Source organism: Paenibacillus kobensis NBRC 15729, from assembly GCF_004000825.1.
Classification (GTDB): domain Bacteria; phylum Bacillota; class Bacilli; order Paenibacillales; family Paenibacillaceae; genus Paenibacillus_T; species Paenibacillus_T kobensis.
The window spans coordinates 24016-44768 of sequence record NZ_BILZ01000051.1; the positions used below are offsets into that span (position 1 = coordinate 24016).

The following is a 20753-nucleotide window of genomic DNA, read 5'->3' on the forward strand; positions in this document are numbered from 1 at the left end:
GAATTACAACAATAATTCTAAATCTTCAACTGTTAGGAGAGTTCACATCGTTTATTTGGGGAGGCTCGTAATGAGACGTGCTTCAGTATTCATCATAATCATGGTCGTCGAATTATTTCTTCTCGTTGGCTGCAGTAATGAAAAGCAGATCTCACTTACTGCTGACGAAGAGGTTGCCGAAAATTATGTAAAATCAAAAGGATATAAAATCATTTCCTATGACGGAAAGAGCGAACCCTTCACAATAGACCGGGAGATGATGGCCACGTCTCCTTATAGGGAGATTTGGTCGCTCCAACAGGTCGCACCTGAACTCTACTACGGCAAGTCGATCACGACCTACTCTTTTATTGTGTCAAACTCTCCGCTGGAGAAAAAATATGCATCCCTCTATAAGAAATGGGATTGGGGAACATCCGTCAATATCATGGTTACAGAAGGGAAAGTAATCGGGGGAACCTCGGCCCCATTCGACAAGAGCGGTACTAGCGGCGTTATGGCAGGCGGTAGTTATTCTATAGATGGACTAACGCAAGAGGAAATAACCGGCTTAAGCTATAGCGAATGGTTTGAGGAATGGAACAAGAAGTACAGGGAATACCCGTCTAGTTGAGTTCTCGTACAAATATCTCTTTTAAGCACAAAAAAACCTCCCAACTGGTATTAAGTACATTACCAGTTGGGAGGTTCGGTAATCGTGTAATCCGCAACCTAGAAATCGCGATTCGAGTTCAAAATCATGTTATAGTGCCGTAATTTAAGACTGAACTCTTCGGAGTTGGGGAAGGAGTGTAAGGATGAGAAAAACTCATTGGACCGCTTGGGCGGGGTTATATTCATTATCAAGTTTACTGCTCATAACCTATATATACTTAGTGTTTCTAGATGATGAAACTACATTCGATGATGTTATATCACTCTTTGTTATACCGGGACTCTCTATTTCGAGTATTGTCTTCTCGATTTGGGGTTTCTGTAAAAGCAGAACGCTAGTGTCTAAGATAGCCTTTTGGACTGTCGTAGTTGCTTTAGTTTTACTAATTCTAGTAATAGCTTTGTTGATTTTCGCATTAAGTAATACAACGTATGAGTGATTTTTCAGGGAATTGGCAGAGCGGTCTATTTCGTTCTTTTTTCTTGAGCACAAAAAAAACCTCCTCGTGTATGTGAACTGAAACTCTTCACATGCCCAGGAGGCTTTACAGTTATCCGCAACCCTTAATTGCGGATTGTGAAATACCTCATGTAATTCACAACCCACACTCAAATCCCTCTTGTCCCTATCTTAGCAAGGATCCGCAGCCGGATTGCCTGCTTCCTTCGCCGTACGGAACGACGAACCGCAGCCGCACGTAACCGTCGCGTTCGGGTTATGGATGGTGAAACCGCCGCCCATCGCTTGCTCTTTCCAGTCGATCTCGAGACCGTTGAGATACTTAATGCTGTCGCTGTCGACAACGACTTTCAGGCCGTTCGACTCGAGCTCTTGATCGCCGTCATGGCGCTCATCGTCGAAGCCCATGCCGTACGAGAAGCCGCTGCAGCCGCCTTCCTTTACGCCTACGCGCAGGAACAAGTTCGGAATTTCTTCCGATGCGAGCATTTCTTTAATTTTATCGACAGCCGTTTCCGTTACAGTAATCACGGCAATCACCCCTTACATCAGGATCTTTGAGCGGAGCTCAAAGTCACTCCTTACTTGGTAACTTGCGTTAAATACGCATCGTATGCTTTCAGTATACTCCGTTTGTACCTCCCTCTCAAGGGGATGATGCCCCTGTACAAGCACCTGAACAGGCTCACGGCCGTGCATCTGACGCCCTCCCGCCGTGAATCCGCTGTCATGACATGTCCATGTCATCTAGCTGACTTTTCTTGTTGCCGCTCTTCTTCGTGAGGTTTATAATGATTAGAGTTAATTTGCAAGGGTTGCTTATGTACCTTTTTTCACAATATTGACCACAGCAACGGAAAGCGAGGACACGATAATGAACGTTGCCATCCCGACTGAACAGAAACGGATGCAGGAAATCGCCGAGAAAGTGCACAATGGAGAACGTCTCACGCTGGAGGATGGCGTATTCCTCTATCAATCGGACGACATTCTGACCATTGGCCAGCTCGCGAATGAAGTGAATATGCGCAAGAACGGCCGCAAGGTTTATTTTATCGAGAATATGAGCTTGTACTTTACGAATGTCTGCGAAGCGCACTGCGCATTCTGCAACTTCCGTAAGGACGAAGGGCAAGAAGGCGCTTATACCCTGTCCGGCCAACAGATGATCGAGTATGTCGACCAGCACTTCCACCCTGGCGTGCGCGAATTCCATATCGTCGGCGGCCATAATCCGAACGTGCCTTTCCAATATTATGTTGATTCGCTCAAAGCGCTGAAGGAGCGTTACCCGGAAGTTACGCTGAAAGCCTATACGGCAGCAGAGATCGATTTCTTCTCCCGCATCAGCGGTCTCTCCTACACCGAGGTGCTTCAAGAACTGATGAAGGCAGGTCTTGCCTCGCTCACTGGCGGCGGCGCTGAGATTTTGTCCGATCATTACCGTAAAAAAATGAAAGTCACAAAAGCCGACGTCAGCCAATATTTGCAAGTGCACCGCGCGGCTCATAATCTTGGCCTGAAGACGCACACGACGATGCTGTACGGCTCGGTCGAGAGCAAGGAAGACCGCATCAACCATATGCTGCATATTCGCGAGCTGCAAGACGAGACGAACGGATTCCTCGTCTTTATTCCGCTGTCCATGCAGCCGATCAGCCCGAAAGCGAGCATTAAGCGCCGCAACTCGGCATTCGAGGACTTGAAGACGATCGCGATCAGCCGTCTGATGCTCGACAACTTCCAGCACATCAAAGCCTACTTCATTAACATCGGCCTGCAACTGACGCAAGTAGCGCTGGCGATGGGTGCGAATGACGTTCACGGCACGATGGTGAAAGAGCGAATCAGCCACGCTGCAGGCGCATTGACGCCGGAAGGCATTACGCGCGACGAGTTGATCTGGCTGGTGAAAGGCGCGGGCCGCATTCCGGTCGAACGCGATACGCTGTACAACGAGATTAAAGTTTACGAATAGCATTGCCGAAACAATAAGTAATACCCGATTGATGGCATTCATGGGCTCCTGACATACAGGACACACTATCATCATAAATCGGGACATGGGAATGGGTGTTATCGATGAAACGAGTTATTATTTTGGGCGGCGGCTACGGCGGTCAGGCTGTCGCGAACGAACTTATTGATCAAGGCATTCCAAGTGATACGATCGTTACCTTGATTGACCGAATGCCGTTCCAAGGATTAAAGACGGAGTATTATGCTCTAGCTGCCGGTACTGTCAGCGATCTCGAGCTGCGAGTCGCTTTCCCAAGCGATTCGAGGCTGCTCCTTATGTATGGCGAGGTGCTCGAAGTCGACTTCGAGCGGCAGGTTGTCATTATGGAAGGCCAGAACGAGCTGCCTTTCGATTACCTCGTTATTGCGCTCGGTTGTACCGACAAGTTTCACGGCATAATTGGCGCGGACCAATATTCGTCCACGATCCAGACGTTCTCGGCTACGCGCCAAACGTATCAACGCTTGAACGACGTGAAACCGCAAGGGCAAGTCACGATCGTCGGCGGAGGACTTAGCGGTGTCGAGGTAGCGGCGGAGCTGCGCGAGAGCCGTGCGGATCTGAACATTCGTATCCTCGACCGCGGACCAAGCATTCTGTCCGCGTTCCCGGCCAAGCTGCAATCGTATGTCGCAGATTGGTTCCGCGAGCATGACGTCGAGATGATCGGACATGTCCATCTCGGACGCGTGGAAGAAGGGATTCTGTACGACGAAGAATCGCCGAAGCCGATCTACACGGACGTTACTGTATGGACAGCCGGCATTCAACCGGTCGAGCTGGTGCAGCGGATGGATTTGCCGAAGGATAATTCCGGCCGTCTGATCATTAATGAGTTCCACCAACTGCCGCAGCACACGAACGTCTACATCGTCGGCGACTGCGCCTCCCTGCCTTATGCACCGAGCGGTCAAGCCGCAGGGGCTCAAGGCAAACAGGTCGCTGAAGTGCTGAGTGCAATCTGGGCAGGCAAGACGCCGAAGCTCGGCAAGATCAAGCTGAAGGGCATGCTCGGTTCCCTCGGCAAGAAAGCCGGATTCGGCCTCATGGGCAAGACCGCCCTGATGGGACGAGTTCCCCGCCTTCTGAAAACCGGTGTATTGTGGAAATCAAAGCATCATATCGGCTAATTCCCGTCATAAGAAACGCCTGTGCTTGGAGCTGTCAGCAGCTTCGGGCACAGGCGTTTCTTAATCCATATCGTCGAGCAGCTTATCGAGCGCTTCGCGCTGTTCTCTCTGCTCGCCCGTTATTTTGACAATTTCATCATACAGCTTCTCGGCCGTTTCAGCTGCCACAATCTCACCGTCTACAAGTGCGAACGGGAACAAATAACATTCGCCGCAGTTGCCAAGACAGCCGTATTCAATTACTTCGTAATCGGGGTCCTGCTCCAGCTTCTTCATGATCTTGTCCGTACCATGATGCATGTTGCTGGCGCAAAACTCGACGATCGGTTTAAGCATATAAGGTTACCTCCGAATGTGCGCGTATAAGGGGCAATGAATTCACAGAAGCTATAACGGAACTGATTAAGCGTAATGCATTGTTCCGGATCTCTCGAGTCCATTTTCAATTCAATCGCTTTGTACTATAATAGGGGAGAAAGGAGTTGATTGCAATGAGCGAAACCAACCAATCGACACAATACGATGAAGTATTGGACGTACTCGATAAACTGCGTCCGTTCCTGCAACGCGACGGCGGTGACGTAGAACTGGTAGACGTAGAGGACGGCATCGTTAAGCTTCGCCTCGTAGGCGCATGCGGCAGCTGCCCGAGCTCGACGATTACGTTGAAAGCCGGTATCGAACGCGCACTGCTTGAAGAGGTTGAGGGCATCCAAGAGGTTGTTCAAGTATTCTAATCGCCCTTAAGCATTCTTGCTAAAGCGAAGAGTCTTGTCACGGTCGGCATTGATTGCCGGTTCGATGACAAGACTCTTTTTTTATATGATCCGGTTAATCTTGCTCACGATCGGGTCGAATCCGCCGTTCACATCGATCAGGTTGCCGGTCAAGTAATCCGAACGGGAATGGCATAGAAACGCGATGACACGCGATACATCTTCGCCCGTTCCCGGCCTGCCAAGCGGCAGTTCGCATTCCCCGTCCGTTATTGCTTCCTCGATCGAACGCTCCTTGTTCACACCTCGAATGTCGCCTGGACAAATCATATTGACCGTAATGCCATAGGCCGCCTCTTCGGCTGCCAGCGTCTTCGTGAACGACACGAGTCCCGTTTTCGCAGCTGCGTATACAGCCCGGTGCGGCCACGAACGAGCCTCGCCCGCATGCCCGAAGCCGAAATGAATGATTCGCCCCCACCCTCTTGCCCTCATGCCTGACAGCAGCCGATGATCGAGCAGCATTACGCTGAGCAAATTGCCATTCACTAAAGCTGTAATTTCATTCCGATCGTATTCGCCGAACAGACGTCTTTCCCGAATGAACGGACCGGCATTATTAATGAGAATATCGATTCCGCCTGCCCAAGCCTCTGCCTCTTCGGCAAGCCGCTCTGTTTCATCCGGGATCGTAATATCGGCTTGAATCGCTTCCGTGCGCACGCCGAACTGCCGCAGCTCCTCTTGTAATGCTCTGGCTTCCCGCTCGCTGGTGTTGTAGTTGAGGACTATGCTGCAGCCTTGGCGTGCCAGTTCCATTGCAGCTCGTTTGCCAAGCCCTTTGGCGCTGCCCGTAATAAGTGCCGTCCTGCCCTTAAGCTCCAAGAAGCGTTCCTCCCCCGAACGTTTTCGTTTAACGGGCACTCCATCTTTCGCAGCAATAGCGATAAGACAACGTGAGCGCTTCAAGCACAAGCGCTAGTCCGAGCCGAAGATCGTCTACTTGGCCGGCGATATTCTCGAGAAGCGGATCTTCCCGGTGCTGTTGATCCATCTGGGTCAAATCGTCCTGCAGCTCCGAATTCATATGATGGATTTCGACGTTGCGCCTCGACCGCAGCCGGTTCATCGGCTCCTTATACCGTTCTTTAACCTCGTCCAGCAGGTTCCCAAGCGCCGGATGCTTCCGGTTTAGGCGCATATTGCGAAGCACGGTAAAATACGAGAAATGCGGCTTCATGCGTTCCGTGTCAAGCGACAGCACATCGTTCAGCAGCGTTCCCAGCTTGTCGAGCAGCGCGAACATGCGGATGAATCCGTTCTTGTCGTAGTACACATACCGGTGATAATCCAGCTGTTCCTCATACGACATTGCGCCGACCGCTGTATGATGAATCCGCTCCGCGAATTTCTCTGCTGCATAGCAGCTTTGCTCCATCTCGTCGATTGAACCGATAATTCCGCGTGTCCATATCTCGTACGTTCTAAGCTTGCGCTCAGGTCCGCTGTCGTCCCGGATTCGCTGGTTCACAATCTCGACGAATTGCCACATCTCTTGGATCGCTTCCGCCAGCTTGCCGTCCGGCATGCGGGGCGGTTCGCCAAACAACATTCTCAGCATCAGCCTGCTCCTTCCGTCGTCGTCGTACGTAGGCGAGTACAAAGTGGAAGAAACGCCGCCTTCACTCTAGGTGTCGGCGGCGTCAACTTGTATGCTTCTATTATACGCATAAATATTCCATTCTCTGCAAGGATCAGAATGCAATATTTAGCTATTTGAGACGGAATCAGCATCCCGTCATTTGTGCTTGTCCAACTATCGGCCTTCGCTCAAGCTCCGGCTCCTTATGACCATATCGAGCAGCATCGTGAACAAGCCGGCGATAATGAGGTTATGAAGCAGACTGGTAAAGATGAACATGTTTTCGTTGGTCAGCGTAAGGGTGAGCCATGCACCGCTCAGCACTTGAGCCGCAACGAGCGTCAGCGCCCATGCGCTGGAGACGCGCAGAGGCTCGCCTCCCGCTCCGCTTCTGCGGATCGTCACGAACACGTACAAGATAATGAAGAACAGAATAGCAGCTGCAACCCGGTGAATGAATACGGCGAGCGTAGCGCCTTCCAGATCGGGAACGACTTGTCCGTTGCACAGCGGCCATCCGATACATCCTCCGGACGAATCCGTATGCCGGATATAAGCACCTAAATAGACGACGATATAACTGTAGATTGCCGTAAACAAAAGCAGACCGTAGAAGCGTTTTGGCACCGGCGTATTCGCCTTGCGCACTTCTCCGCGGCCGAACCTTCTCAGCCAGACGACCAGCAGCAGGGTAGACGCAAAGGCGAGCAGCGATATGCCGAAATGAATAGCCATGACGGCTGGCGATTGCGGCCATAATACCGCAGCAGCCCCCATTAATGCTTGTACGACCGTCAGCGCAAGAGCGGAGCTGGCGTACACGAGCTGCTCTTTATAACGCTTATATATCAGCGAATAGAGGAAGGCAGCCAACGTCAGTATGCCAGCCAAGCCGCTGATTGCCCGGTGTGAATATTCGATTAACGACTCCACCGTATAAGCGGGAACAAATTTGCCATTGCACAGCGGCCAATCATCGCCGCATCCGCGTCCGGATTCGGTATTCGTGACAAGCGCGCCCGCCAGCAACACGAGAAGCATAACGATACAGGAAGCGACGGCTAGCGCACGATAACGTCCCGAGATCACAATGAATCACCTAGTTTCGTAATATTGTAAGCCATTCATGCTTCGATTCAAGCACATGATGAGGCTCGAAAGGCTTGAAATAATTACATTCATTATAGCCTTATGACCTATTGAAAGCTATGTCGAAAATGGCACACTTCCTTGACAACCACGTTCACTTTCATTAGCATTCGCCTTTGCCTCCGATCCCAAACGAACGGCAAAATACTTATGAACCAGCACCTGCTGCGCACCATCCGCTGAAATACAAAAAGCGGATTGAGCAGAGAATCACTTCTCCGCTCAATCCGCTCTGCTCGCGCCTAACAGCGGCGCGCTGCTCTGCGGCAATCATTCATGCTTCTAGGACAGGCTGCCTTGAATCGTCGTGGTTTAAGCTTGCGGCAGCGCCGCAGCTACTTCCACCGCGCGGTCCAAGAACGTCTCGATCTCGTCACGCGTCTTGCGCAGCTTGCTGACGAATCGGATAACCTCTTGACCGTTCTTGAACGCGATGAAGCTCGGAATGCCCAGAATGTTCAGCTCGCTGCACAGATCAGGAAGATCGTCGCGGTCGATCTGAACGAACTGCAACCGGTCCGCGTAAGCCGCTTCTACCTCTGGCATGAACGGATCGATAAAATGGCAGTCTTTGCACCATGTCGTCTTGAAGATCGCAATCGTAAGCTCGCCTGCGGCTGCCTCACGGAACTGTTCGTCTGTTGTAATGACTCTCATGTTGTACTCCTCCTAGCGTTTAACTTCCTTGAACTTAATGGACTTCCCGAGTAATTTCCAGCCACAGCTTCTCATTCGTATCGAATGTCTCCCAGCGTACGGAAGCACCGAGTGCCTTCGCTAAATCACGGGCCGGTACATAGACCGCATTATCGATCGTCGTCGTTGGGAACGACCACTTCACCGTTTTGCCGTTCACGGTCGCTTGGCTGCTTCCCTTCTTCAACGTAATCGACGTGCCGGTCGCACCGTCATTCAATTTGATCCGGTCGAGATCCAGCTTGATGCTCGCGCCAAGTTCCGATGCGACTCTTCTTAACGGTACAAGCGTAACGCCGGAAGGCGTAATGATCGCTGGTTGATTGCTGTACAGGCCGACAATAACTTCTTGGCGTCCGATATGCAGCTCTTGGTCCAGCAGGCTGTATACGTCGGACGCCGGGTCGAACATCCGCAGCACTTCGTAGCCTTGCAGATTTTCGAGCGATTCCAGCTCTACAGCGGATTTCTTCTGATCGTCGCCAACCTTGTCGACTGCGACGTCACCGTTAATATTCCACATTTCCGACTTGATCGACAGCGACAGCCCTTCGATCGGCGGAAGTTCTTCTTCGTCTTCGCTTGCCAGCGCCTTCCTGTCAGACTTGAACTGCAAGTCGAGGGACGATTTGCGAATATCGAGCTTCGAGTCAACGTACAGATCCGCTTGTGCGAAGCTGTTCTTGTTCACGATCGCAGCGAAGTCATCGGCTTGCTCCTGTTCCTTCATCGAATCGCTGAAAGATGCCAAGCCGTCGATCATTTCGTCGATAATCTCATCGATTTCCTCATCGGTTGGCCGGATATTTCCGCCCTCCTCCGACGCTTCAATCGCTTGTTTCAAGCTCGGATCGGCGAGGACGATATCGACGAGCCCGACCATCGTCTTCCGCAGTCCTTCGCGGTCGTTCTGCAGCTTGCCAACGTAATCCTTCACCCAGTTCCACATTTGCTCCGCATCCAGCTTAACGCTGACATGCGCAAGCGTCATGGACTCGCCGTTCACCGTCGTTTGCGCGAGCGGATCTACCGACAGCCCTTCCGGATTCGGCATCGTGCCGACCAAGTAACCGCCGACATGGTCGATCAACTGGCGCCCAACCTCTGTAATCGTCTGCTCCGTGACCGGACTAGCGCCGTCCTCGTCCGTAAGGCCAAGGCCGAGGGTTTCAAGTGCGCTCGCACCGCTCATGTCGAGCAAGAACGGCTGTTTCGCTCCTTCGAGCGTCATAAGCGAAGTCTCGCCATCGACCACCATGCCGAAACCGAATGAACGGCTGCCAAGCGACAAATCGCCCTTGACCGACATATGGTCATTGTCTCTTAATTTCATCTCGTTAATCTGCAGCTTCACATTCGACAGCATCGAGATCAATTCTTGTCCGCCCTCGGACAGATCTTCATCGTCCGCAAGCGCTTGTTCATCCCACAATAGCTTAAGTTCAACCGACTGTTTGCTTTCAGCCGACTGTACCTTCAGGCTGTTCAGCAACATTTTGTTCAGATCCACGCCTGCCACTGCCTGACAGCCCGCTATGATCACGACGACTGCCGCAAGCAATACTAAATACGTTCGTTTGAACCGCTTGATCCCCTTCAACATCAGACGCTCCTCCCATGATAGGCAACTCTCATAAATTCAATCCCATTCTACCATGAATAGGAAGACTTGAGCTGATGTTAAAGCATTATTTTAGCCAAAATTAACCGCGGCTAGCAGCAGGCGCCAGACGCATGAGCGGACCGAACAGCTTGCGCAGCGGCGCCGGGAACGAACGAACGTCCGACGGCTGGACGACGCGCAGCAGCACGAGCAGCACGAGATAGAGCACACCGGCTGCCGCGCCGGAAGCGATACAGCCGAGCAAATAAACAAGCTTATCCGGAAGTGCGTCCAGCAGCAGCGTGCGAACGCCGTATTCGGCGCCGAAGCCGGCTGCAGCCGTTACGGCTACCGTTACGATATAACCCGTCCACCGTCTGCCGAGCGTCTGCAGCGGAACAATCTGCCGGATCGAACGCAGATTGAGCACCGTGACGATCATGAAGCACAGCGTCGAAGCGATAATGAATCCATACATGCCAAGCACCGGCCCGAGAATAATGCTTCCCAGCACAAGTACAGCCAATCCGATCAGCGTGTTGTACATTGGCGTTCTCGGCTTGCCGAGGCCGTATAGAATCGAATTACTGGTCATCATCGAGATTTGGAAGATCGTCCCTGCGGTCAGCGCCGCAACGATACCGCCGCCCTTTACATCCTCGAAGAGCAAACCGGTCACCGATTGGGCCGCAACGGTCAGCACAAGCGCGGCCGGCACGCCGGTAAATACGACAATCCGCATCACGAGCGACGACTGCCGCTGCACCTCGTCCATATTGCGCGTCGAGAAGGCGGATGAGATGACCGGAATAATCGATGAGCTCAGTGCAATAGCCAGTATCGGCGGAATGCCCGCGACCGAGATCGCCTTCAAACCGAACGCATCAAGCACCTGTTCAGCTTCCAGTCCGGAATAGAAACTGCCGCTCAACCGAACGAGAAACGAATTATCGAACATGTACACCAAGTTAACGGTCATCGCTGTCACCACGATCGGCAGCGACATCGTAAAGATTTCGCGGTAAATCGAGCGGAACGGAAGTGTGGACCGTTCAAACCGCAGTCTTCCCGCCTTAACCTCCGCCGAGTCCTGCATGTTCAGCTTGCGGCCGTACCACATCATGACGGCAAGCGCTCCGACTCCCCCGATCACGCTGCCGAAGGAAGCCGCAGCCGCAATCCAGCGGTCGCCCCATCCCGCGGATACGACCGCAAGTGCGAGACCGACGCCGAACAGGACACGCAATATTTGCTCGATAATCTGGGAGATGCCGCCTGCGGACATCAACTGCCGGCCTTGGAAATAGCCGCGCATCATCGCAATCGTCGGGAACAGCAGCAGCGCAGGCGCAATCGCCTGAATGGACGCATCCGCGAGCGGAATGCGGGCCACGTGGGAGCTGTACCATGGGGCCGCAACGAACAGCACAAGTGCCATAATGACGCCTGTCACGATGCCGAACAGCAGCGCCGCCTTATAGATGCGCTGCGCTTCGCCCGCCTTGCCGAGCGCATGCCGTTCGGATACCATCTTGCTGATTGCGCTCGGCAGTCCGCCGGTTGCGATGACGAGCAGCCATAGATAAACGTTATTCGCTAGGCCAAGTGCCGCGCCGCCTCCTGAGCCCATCATATAATCGAGCGGCACCCGCTGGAAAATACCGAGCACGCGCGCAGCCAACGCAGCTACGGCTAGAATGATCGTACCTTTAATTAATGAGTCCTTCTTAAGCATAATCTAAGCTTCGTCCTCTCCGTCGTTACATTCGCCAGCATGCATTGTTGCATTACTTGTATGCCAACTCCAAAAAACGGCACGATCATCCCGGCCCCTCCGGCTAGAGCAGCCGGAAGTCCGGGGCGATCGTGCCGCCCGCTTCTGATTGTACACCGTTATTTTATTTTACGCCTTGCCGCCAATCGGTTCAAGCGGTTGATGATTGCCGCGCACCGGCTTCCCCGCTCCGGACGGAGCCGCCCACTGCACAGCGTTCTTGAGCACCTGCAGCACCTGCGGGTTATAGTAGGTCGGATACGTCTCGTGGCCCGGACGGAAGTAGAAGATTTTTCCTTGTCCCCTGTAGAAGGTACAGCCGCTCCGGAACACTTCGCCGCCCTCGAACCAGCTGATGAAGACAAGCTCGTCCGGCGCCGGGATATCGAAATGCTCGCCGTACATTTCCTCATGCTCGAGTGTAATATACTCCGGCAGACCAGCCGCGATCGGATGCGCCGGATTAACGACCCAGATACGCTCCTTCTCGCCTGCTTCGCGCCATTTTAGATCACATCCGGTGCCCATCAGCTTTTTGAAAATTTTCGAGAAATGTCCGGAATGCAGCACGATCAGCCCCATGCCCTCCATCACTCTCGCGTGCACACGTTCGACGATCGCATCCTCCACCCGGTCATGGCCCATATGTCCCCACCAGATCAGAACGTCCGTCTCTGCAAGAACCTCTTGCGTCAATCCGTGCTCCGGCTGCTCCAACGTTGCCGTCCGGACCTGTACGTTCCCGCCGCTAATGCCGCTGGCGATTGCCTGATGGATGCCGTCTGGATAGACGCGGCGCACCTCCTCATGGACGTGCTCATGCAAATACTCATTCCATACCGTTACTTTCACCATTCGTCTCCAACTCCTCGATAGGATGATTTAAAGAAGCCAAATGAAGAACAAGACGATCATCAGCAACTGCAAGACGAATTTGGCGACGGTGCTCGTGAATAAGCCGACGACCGATCCGAGGCCGACCTTCATCGACTTCTCGAAATTGGAATTAGCGAAAAACATTTCACCGATAACCGCGCCTAAGAATGGACCGAGAATAAGACCGAAAGCCGGAATAACGAACGGACCGATAATGACGCCGATCGTGCTGCCAATGACGGAAGCCCGCGAGCCTCCGAACTTTTTGACGCCCCAGGCATTGACCGCGTAATCGGCTATGAACAGCACGATTAAGATGACGGTCTGAATCGTCCAGAACCAGAATCCGAACGGCGAGAAGCTGATGCAGAGGCCGTATACGAAAAATGCAGCATAGATCGCCACGACACCCGGCAGAATCGGATATACCGCTCCAGCCATCCCGACGAGGAACAGCACGGCGATAATAATCCAGCCGATAATTTCAAGCATTACAGCGCCCCCTTCGCTTTCAGCACATATTTGCGCAGCACCTCAGCGACGCCATGCTCTTGGTTCGTGAACGTAACCGCGTTCGCCGCACGCTTCACCTCGTCCTGCGCATTGCCCATCGCCACGCCCAGTCCCGCTTCGCGGATCGCTGCGATGTCGTTCAGACTGTCGCCGACGGCTACCGTCTCCGACATATCGATCTTCAGCATCGTGCACAGCTCGCGAAGCGCAGATGCTTTCGTAATGCCGAGCGGATTCATTTCCAGATTCCAAGGCGAAGAGTTCGTGATCTCAAGATTGCCCCAGGAGGACACTTCCTTGAGGATCGCTTCGCGCGCCTTATCGTCCTCTGTGTAATAACCGAATTTCAGCCAATGATGATCGGCGTAACGGTCGGCCGGCTGAATCCAAGTCTCCTTGTTGTACACCGCATCTGTCGAGTACGCCCAGTACCATACTTCCGGATGCTGCAGCGCCAGCCGATGCATCCGTTTGATCGTCTCCGGATCGACAAGCGTGCGTCTGTGCAGCACATGCGGCCGCGACCAAATCTCGCTGCCGTTCACTGTAATCATCGGAACGTTCATCAGTCCCAGCTGTTCCGCATAAGGGAGCGCGCTCCGAAACCCGCGCCCCGTGGAGAAACAGACAATGACGCCTGCCTCCATCGCTTTCTGAATCCATCGGCGGTTCGTCTCGCTGACTTCCTGCAGATCATTGAGCAGCGTACCGTCCATATCCAATGCAACTAGCTTGTATGTACCCATCCCGTATGGCCTCCCCTATCGGCAGAATGCACCTGTGGTGTTCGTGACACCCGCGCTCGGCGGGATGCTTGCTGCCGCACCGATTTCTGTTTTCCGATATTGTAGCATATTTCATCTTGGCTACCTACATGCCGAAGCCGGCGGGATGGCCCGACCTTAGTCGGGAACACTTGAAGCTTTGCTCGCGCAACGCCGCTCACGCACATCGCGCAAACGTTTGCATTAATAGGGACAAACCGGCCTCGGCTTTCCGCCAAACCCGGTAACTGCATCTTCAGTTGTCTTCTTTGCTATACGTTCAATCTGATTATAGCGGGGATCACCTCGTTGTGCTCTCCCTCACATTGGTGCATTTATATTGCATTTTGGCTCGAGACTCCTCACACGCCGAACATCGCAACCGCTAGGCCGAGGTACAGCACCGTCATGATCCATCTTTTGACTGCCCCGTTCATTTTCGCCCGATTGTTTCTCATCGCACATCCCCTCCCCTGCTTAACGAGAAATAAAATCTATTCTTCACGGACTGCCCGAACAGTTCGCCTTCTTGTTTATGATATGCAAAAGAGTTTCCTTGGTGCAAAATTTTTGGTCGTGTTATGCAGTCCCTGCTCTTCTCACCCGATCCAAGCCGTGGCAAACAAATAAGCCGTTTTTTGTTCCTTTACAAGGAACAAAAAACGGCTCAGTCATCGTTACTTTACATTAATCTACATTGTCGTTCGCTGCGCCGTTACCGCCGGCCGCAGCGCCATTCGCCGCGTTGTCAGTACCAGTGCCCGAATTGGCATTCGCACCTGCGTTGGCATTCGCACCCGCGTTGGCATTCGTGCCAGCGCCCATCTGATTTCCTGCCGTATTAGCCGGCGGCGTCGATGGGTGGCGCGGTGTGCCATTCAAGCCGATCTCATCGTCGTACGCGTCGAAAATTTTGCGGGCGATCGGTGCTGCACCCTTCGCGCCGAATCCGCCTTCCGGTACGACGACCGCAACCGCAAGCACCGGATTATCAGCAGGAGCGTACGCGATAAACACCGCGTTATCGACCGTCTTGCCGCCGACGGATTGCTGCGACGTACCCGTTTTACTCGCATACGTGTAATTTACGCCGGCGAAAGCTACGTCTACGTTAACGAGCTCCATGCCGCGCTTCACTTCTTCCCAATACTCTTTAGGAATATCGATTGTATTGAGCACCTCTGGCTTAAAGCCTTGAACGAGTTGGCCGTCGGATGTGACGATCTTGTCGATGAACTGCGGCTTCATCCGCTTGCCTTGATTCGCCAGAGCAGCCGTATACTGCGCAAGCTGAAGCACGGTATAACGCGCCTGCTGGCCGAACGATGAACGGATAAGCGCCGACTGCGCGCTCGCCGTCTGCGCCTCGTGGTAATACTCCACGATGCCTTCCGACTCGAATGGCAGGTCGCTGCCCGTTTTGATCCCAAGTCCAAATTCTTTCATGTAACGGTCCCACGTATCGACGCCTTTGGGACCTTTGTATTTCTCGTACATTTTCTGGCCGACCATTGCCGCCATGAACGGGTTGGACGATTTGCCGATAGCAAGAGCAGGGTCCAGTCTGCCGTAGGCGTGGTTCAAGGCATTGCCGATTCTGACCTTGCTTCCTTCGCGGCCGAAGTAGAATACACCGTTATCATTATAGGTCGACGTCGTCGTGAACAAGCCTTCGTTCAAGCCGACGAGGATGGACAACGGCTTCTGCGTCGAACCGAGCATGACGAGCGACGGCGCATGGCGTCCCGCTTCCTTCTCATCTTCATACGGCGCAAGCACCTCTCGGATCGTGCCGTTCTTCAGCATGTAGATACTGTTATCATAGTCCTCGGGACTAATCTTACCCCCGGACCAAATGTTCGGATTGTAGTCCGGCATACTCGCCATCGCAACAACTTTGCCTGTATTAACTTCCATCGCGACGGCGTAGCCCGTCTTCGGCTTCTGATTCGCCTTCAGAATGTCCGGACTCGTCTTCAAATAAGCGAGATGGTCGGTAATCGCCTGCTCTGTCTTAAGCTGTACGTCTTTATTAATCGTCAGATACAGGTCGTTCCCTTTCTCGGGATTCGTAATCGTCGGCGGGCCGATAATTTTGCTCAAGGCGTTGACCGGATATACCTTCAACCCGTTCTTGCCCCGCAGCTCATCCTGATACATGAGCTCGATGCCGTCCATACCGACGTCTTCCTGATCCAAATATTCGAGCTTCGAATCTTTGGTCTCTTCCTTCTTCTCCGCGTAGAAGTCAAGCGAGTTCACAGCAGAGTTGAACTTCTTCAAATAACCGACGAGCTGTACCGCAATCGAACCCGTATCATAGTGGCGTACGCTCTCCTCGATAATGTCGATTCCGTCAAATAAGTTGCGGTTTTCCATAAAATAAGCGATTTCTTCGTTCGTCAGATCGGACTTGATCCGGCGCGGCGTCGAAATTGTATTTTTCTTAAATCCGAGATCGAGCTGACGCAGCACATCGTCGGCTGTCATCTGCTTGGCAGAATCACCGAATTGGGCAAAAATCGAAGAAAGCTGCTCTGCGAACGGGCGCATCCGCTCTTCAATCTCTTTCTGCTGCTCCTTCGCCGTCTTCCCCTTCAGTTTCTTCCGAATATCCGGATCGAGCTTGTAATAGAGAGATTGCGTCGATGTCGAGTAAGCGATCGGATAACCGGTCGAATCGAGAATGTTGCCCCGAATCGGCGGGAGTTTGACTTTCGTCGAGCTGATTTTGTTTTCTTCTGCTTTCAGCGTTGGACCTTCTACGAATTGAAGAATAGCCAGCCGAATAATTAGGATGCTGAACAATAAAAAGATTGCAAAAAAGAATGCGTTGAGCCGAAACGAAAAATGTCTGCGGTTAACGATTTCGCGCTTCTGCTGATCTTCCGTCACCTGTCTATCTCCTCCCACTTGTTGCAGCGTCCAGGCTGCATTCCGATCCATTGATCACTTCTATCTTAACGAGCAACGCCGGTAAAAAGTTTCCCAGCCGCCCCTACTATTTATGCCTCGCTGTCTGCAATATGCGTCTTCTCGAAGTTCGGCGGATTAAACCAATCGCCCGACATCGCCCACGTCGCGTCAAGCGGAACCCATACCGGGCTGCCGTTGCCGCCGCCGATTTGCACCTCATTCCACGCATGAGGTCCATACCCGCCTGCGGCCGTGCCGCCTTGGCCGGTCACGACGCGTACCTGCAAGCCCGACGCTCTCGCCATTACCGCGTACAGCCTTGCAACATCAATGCACACGCCAAGCCGGGTTTCGAACGTATCCTCCGGCGTCTGCTCTTTCCAAATGCCCCGCTGCTCGTAATTCCGCGCCTTATCCCAATCGTAAGCGATACGCGTTCCGACCCAGCGATACAACGCACGTGCTTTCTCTTCATCCGACTGCGCATCCTTCGTTACCGTCAATGCAGCGTTCGCTATATCGTCCGGGATCGCATAATCGGCAATCTCGTACTGTCTCTTCAGGATGCGCTGCAGCTCATCTCCGACCGCCTTGGTCAGCACAGGTCCTTGTTCATCGAGCAGCTTGCCCGCAACAGGCTCCAAAAGCCGGGCCGAAGCTTCGTTATACACATCCGATGACCGGATTTGCGCCGTAAAAGGTCCGCTTGGCGACAACGTCGTATAAACGAACAGCGCCGCGATGAGCAGAAGCGACCGGACCACGCCGTGAAATGCGCCGATCATCCCGCCGATTGCCCGGCTAGCCAGCCTGCTTCCCGGTATGACCGGCCTATCCTCTTCTCTCCCCGAACTTCCTCTGCCGCTTCTGGATCCGATCCGGTACACGAACCGCTCGATCGGAGCCGTTAAATAGGCGATCGGCCAGCGGAAGGCCGCATAACAGATCAGCAGCAGCACACCGTAGCGGAACAACGCGAAATCGCGGAAGCTCGTCACGAACGTATACCACAGCTGTGTTAATGTGCCGACTTCCTTATCCGGCGGACGAACACCGCCAAGCAGCTTCGACGCTGAAGGAGACAGCAGCGCAGCAGCTTTCGATGCTGCAACGATACAGACCAACATGAGCAGGCCGTCCCATACAAAAAAGAAAAGACGCTTCGCGGAGCCCGATGCGCCTTTGACCAGCCCATGTACGAGCGATCCGAGCAGCAGCGCAAGCACGGCTAGCGCTACCGGCTCGAACGCCGTCATACCTTGAAACCATAATAACATACGATCCGCTCCTCTCGAATGCTTCTATGAGCGGTATTGAGATCAGAAGGAGCGGCAACGGCTGCACCAGCCGTCCGATCCATCGAATAGTCGATTCTTTAACTGTTGCTCTTCGCCGTGTCGATCAAGGTGCGAATCGTATCGTCGATCTTCAGCGAGCCGATCTTCGTCCCCCGGAACTTCACTTCTACTTCTGCTTCTCCCGGTTTGCCCGTCAGTTCGAGATTGCTCGTCTTCACCGTGAACGAACCATCGTCGTTCGCCGTGTACGTCGCATCCTTCGCTTCGCCCGCCATTGCGGCAATCGCTTCCTGCTTGACGCTGTCCGTCACTTTCGTACCGATCGATTTCACGTCATCCAGCGTATAGCCGCTGTACATCACGACGCCGACGAGGATAACGGCAACGAGCGCCCACTTCACGAAAGTCTTCACAATACGTACTACGACTAACAAAGCGACCAGCGCTAGCGCGAGAACGAGCCAGTTGTCTTGAAGAAAAGTTTGCCAAGTATCGGTGTCATAGTTGAAATCCATAAGCAGCATGTTTGGTTATCCCCCTTATTATACCTTGCCTATGCGTTCAATTCAAAAAATCTATTAACCATTATACCCGACGGAAGACGGCTGGTAAACGCGCTTTACTACGTAAGCGTCATAACCCGTCCATCCGCCGCGTACAAGTTATTATTGAGCGATCATCCCGCAAGTGTACAGAAGGAGGGCAAACGTGTGAAGACAGCCGTGTGGCTTTATTTGTTTTTGTTCATCGCCTTTTTCGATCTGCATGCGCAGTACCCGATCTTGACGCCGTTCGCCGTCTCTCTTGGGGCCGCCCCATCGTTCATCGGTCTCATGATGGGCATTTATTCGATCACCCATCTGCCCGGCAATCTGATCGCTGGCATCGGCGTCGACCGGTTCGGCAGCCGTTTGTTCATCGTCTTAAGTCTGCTGTGCGCCGGTATTATTCTTCTTCTCCAAGCGCATGTCGCGAATCCGTGGCAATTGCTCGCGCTGCGTTCTGTCAGCGGCTTCGTACTTGCGTTCCTCTCCCCCGCCTGCATGTCGCTGCTGGCGCGCATTACGTCCGACCGTATCCAACAAGGCAAGCTAATGGCAGGCAACGGCCTTGTCCACACGTTCGCGTCGGTTTTCTCCCCGGCTGCCGGGGCGCTGCTTGTCGCCCAGATCGGATTCACTCGCGCATTCGAATATCTCGGCTGGCTGCTTATTACAACGGCGGTTTGCGCGCTATTTTTTATTCATGAGAAAAACAAGGCAGGGGCGGTGCACACAGATAAGACAGAAACCGCTAAAGGCGGTACCGGTGAAACGGAGCAGGTCAGCGGCATCCAACCAGACTCTGCTGCTCATCATCCTTACGGCCCCTCAGACAAGCTCGTATCCGGCAAATCAACCGCGCAAGGCTTGATGCCGGCAGGCCGCTCGCTGCCATGGCTCGTCTACGTCCTGCCGATGGCGACAAGCTGTGCGCAGGGCATTCTATCTTTCGAGCTGCCGCTAATGGCGGATGCCCACAACGGAAGCTCGATCATGACGACAGGCATCTTGTTCTCCGTCGTCAGCTTCGGTGCGCTCGTCACGCTCAGCATGTTCTTCTTGAACCGCTTCTCCCCGTACTTGCGTACGTTGTGGGGGGCCGTCATGTTGGCCATCCTTTATTTTGCGCTTGCCATTGGAGTGCCGCTTCCGCTCGCTACGATGCTGTTCATGCTGGGAATGGCGAAAGGCATCATATTGCCGGCACTCCCTTCCCTGCTGATCGACCTAAGCGGAGGCGAGCGCTACGGAAGGACGTTCTCTCTGCTCTCGATCGCCTACTCCATCGGGGCTTTCATCGGACCTATGGCTGCCGGCGTCCTTCGGGACAACGTATCGCCTTATTTCCTCGCGTTCATTGCACTCATGGCGGCAGCTGCGATATTGCCGTTCCACGGCCCGCGGCGCATCTCCACAAGAACCCATTTTTCGTAATCTGGGTATACGCACAAAGCATCCCCCCTCTGCTTACATACACTACACTGTGTCACGGAATGACAGACGTCATCACGGTACACATGACCTTCAAGAACAGTAAAGGGGTGACAATATAAATGAACTATGTAGATCCTGTTCACAAAGGCTGTGGCGGCGGACACGTTGGCGGACTGTTTACGTCCACAGGCGTTATTCTCGTACTGTTCATCCTCCTCGTGATCGTGTTCTCCGGCTGTTTCTGCTAATAGCCCTTCAACAACCCGCTGCTTATGCAGCGGGTTGTTTTGGTTTGAGACGCAATTGGCAACGGCGAGCTGTGGCGAGCTCCGGTGGCGCTCTAACGACACACTTTGTTATGCTATCGTATCTCCAGGTGCTCCGGGGGCGCTATAACAACACACTTTGTTACGCTATCGTCGCCCCAGTCACACCAGCGGCGCTCTAACGACACACTTTGTCATGCTATCTTCCCTCCAGTTACTCCGGTGGCGCTCTAACGACACACTTTGTTATGCTATCGTATCTCCAGGTGCTCCGGCGGTGCTTTAACGACACACTTTGTT

Annotated in this window: 20 protein-coding genes; 6 read left to right on the plus strand and 14 right to left on the minus strand. The window is 53.3% G+C overall.

What is annotated here, in order from left to right; all coding sequences use genetic code 11:
* Positions 1-70 precede the first annotated feature (70 nt).
* Positions 71-613, plus strand: a complete 543-nt coding sequence (locus tag PKO01S_RS22515; RefSeq protein ID WP_127533693.1) for a hypothetical protein — start codon at positions 71-73, stop codon at positions 611-613.
* 672 nt (positions 614-1285) lie between these two features.
* Here the strand turns inward: PKO01S_RS22515 and erpA are convergent.
* On the minus strand, positions 1286-1645 hold the full coding sequence (gene erpA / locus PKO01S_RS22520; protein ID WP_127533694.1) for an iron-sulfur cluster insertion protein ErpA: 360 nt from the start codon (positions 1643-1645) through the stop codon (positions 1286-1288).
* Between the two features lie 343 nt (positions 1646-1988).
* Between erpA and mqnE the strand changes: the two genes are divergently transcribed.
* Positions 1989-3092: an aminofutalosine synthase MqnE gene (mqnE, locus tag PKO01S_RS22525; protein ID WP_127533695.1), complete on the plus strand. Its 1104-nt coding sequence runs from the start codon at positions 1989-1991 to the stop codon at positions 3090-3092.
* Between the two features lie 104 nt (positions 3093-3196).
* Positions 3197-4264 (plus strand): NAD(P)/FAD-dependent oxidoreductase, encoded by a 1068-nt coding sequence (locus PKO01S_RS22530; RefSeq protein ID WP_127533696.1) that lies wholly within the window; start codon positions 3197-3199, stop codon positions 4262-4264.
* A gap of 60 nt (positions 4265-4324) precedes the next feature.
* On the opposite strand, the gene PKO01S_RS22535 is transcribed toward PKO01S_RS22530, so the two are convergent.
* On the minus strand, positions 4325-4600 hold the full coding sequence (locus tag PKO01S_RS22535; RefSeq protein ID WP_127533697.1) for a YuzB family protein: 276 nt from the start codon (positions 4598-4600) through the stop codon (positions 4325-4327).
* Between the two features lie 155 nt (positions 4601-4755).
* On the opposite strand from PKO01S_RS22535, the gene PKO01S_RS22540 reads away from it, so the two are divergent.
* A complete protein-coding gene (locus PKO01S_RS22540; RefSeq protein ID WP_127533698.1) occupies positions 4756-5001 on the plus strand; it encodes a NifU family protein in 246 nt (81 codons plus the stop codon).
* Between the two features lie 81 nt (positions 5002-5082).
* Here PKO01S_RS22540 and PKO01S_RS22545 read toward each other — a convergent pair whose 3' ends face one another.
* The 12 genes from PKO01S_RS22545 to PKO01S_RS22600 form a co-directional block, all read right to left on the minus strand.
* Entirely contained in the window at positions 5083-5865 is a 783-nt protein-coding gene (locus PKO01S_RS22545; RefSeq protein WP_127533699.1) for an SDR family oxidoreductase, read from the minus strand.
* A 28-nt stretch (positions 5866-5893) separates the two neighbouring features.
* On the minus strand, positions 5894-6601 hold the full coding sequence (locus PKO01S_RS22550) for a Cthe_2314 family HEPN domain-containing protein (RefSeq protein ID WP_127533700.1): 708 nt from the start codon (positions 6599-6601) through the stop codon (positions 5894-5896).
* Between the two features lie 195 nt (positions 6602-6796).
* Positions 6797-7711 (minus strand): COX15/CtaA family protein, encoded by a 915-nt coding sequence (locus PKO01S_RS22555; protein ID WP_164779712.1) that lies wholly within the window; start codon positions 7709-7711, stop codon positions 6797-6799.
* A gap of 372 nt (positions 7712-8083) precedes the next feature.
* Complete coding sequence (locus tag PKO01S_RS22560) at positions 8084-8428, minus strand: thioredoxin family protein (RefSeq protein WP_127533701.1); 345 nt, start codon at positions 8426-8428, stop codon at positions 8084-8086.
* 34 nt (positions 8429-8462) lie between these two features.
* Entirely contained in the window at positions 8463-10070 is a 1608-nt protein-coding gene (locus tag PKO01S_RS22565) for a copper amine oxidase N-terminal domain-containing protein (RefSeq protein ID WP_127533702.1), read from the minus strand.
* A gap of 100 nt (positions 10071-10170) precedes the next feature.
* Positions 10171-11805 carry a putative polysaccharide biosynthesis protein gene (locus PKO01S_RS22570; RefSeq protein WP_127533703.1) on the minus strand — a complete coding sequence of 545 codons (1635 nt, stop codon included), beginning with the start codon at positions 11803-11805 and terminating at the stop codon, positions 10171-10173.
* A gap of 168 nt (positions 11806-11973) precedes the next feature.
* Positions 11974-12699 carry a ThuA domain-containing protein gene (locus PKO01S_RS22575; protein WP_127533704.1) on the minus strand — a complete coding sequence of 242 codons (726 nt, stop codon included), beginning with the start codon at positions 12697-12699 and terminating at the stop codon, positions 11974-11976.
* A gap of 27 nt (positions 12700-12726) precedes the next feature.
* The gene (locus tag PKO01S_RS22580; RefSeq protein ID WP_127533705.1) at positions 12727-13212 is read right to left on the minus strand and encodes a DUF456 domain-containing protein; all 486 of its coding nucleotides are present in this window, start codon (positions 13210-13212) and stop codon (positions 12727-12729) included.
* A complete protein-coding gene (locus PKO01S_RS22585) occupies positions 13212-13979 on the minus strand; it encodes a Cof-type HAD-IIB family hydrolase (protein ID WP_127533706.1) in 768 nt (255 codons plus the stop codon). The genes PKO01S_RS22580 and PKO01S_RS22585 overlap by 1 nt, the downstream gene beginning before the upstream one ends.
* Positions 13980-14684: 705 nt before the next feature.
* Entirely contained in the window at positions 14685-16892 is a 2208-nt protein-coding gene (locus tag PKO01S_RS22590; RefSeq protein ID WP_127533707.1) for a peptidoglycan D,D-transpeptidase FtsI family protein, read from the minus strand.
* Positions 16893-17002: 110 nt separating this feature from the next.
* Positions 17003-18190, minus strand: a complete 1188-nt coding sequence (locus PKO01S_RS22595; protein WP_127533708.1) for a transglutaminase domain-containing protein — start codon at positions 18188-18190, stop codon at positions 17003-17005.
* Between the two features lie 98 nt (positions 18191-18288).
* Positions 18289-18735, minus strand: coding sequence for a hypothetical protein (locus PKO01S_RS22600; protein WP_246070689.1), 447 nt, complete (start codon positions 18733-18735; stop codon positions 18289-18291).
* Between the two features lie 186 nt (positions 18736-18921).
* On the opposite strand from PKO01S_RS22600, the gene PKO01S_RS22605 reads away from it, so the two are divergent.
* Both PKO01S_RS22605 and PKO01S_RS29645 read left to right on the plus strand, forming a co-directional pair.
* The gene (locus PKO01S_RS22605) at positions 18922-20187 is read left to right on the plus strand and encodes an MFS transporter (RefSeq protein ID WP_127533709.1); all 1266 of its coding nucleotides are present in this window, start codon (positions 18922-18924) and stop codon (positions 20185-20187) included.
* Between the two features lie 119 nt (positions 20188-20306).
* Positions 20307-20435 carry a hypothetical protein gene (locus PKO01S_RS29645; RefSeq protein WP_281278947.1) on the plus strand — a complete coding sequence of 43 codons (129 nt, stop codon included), beginning with the start codon at positions 20307-20309 and terminating at the stop codon, positions 20433-20435.
* Positions 20436-20753: the final 318 nt, after the last annotated feature.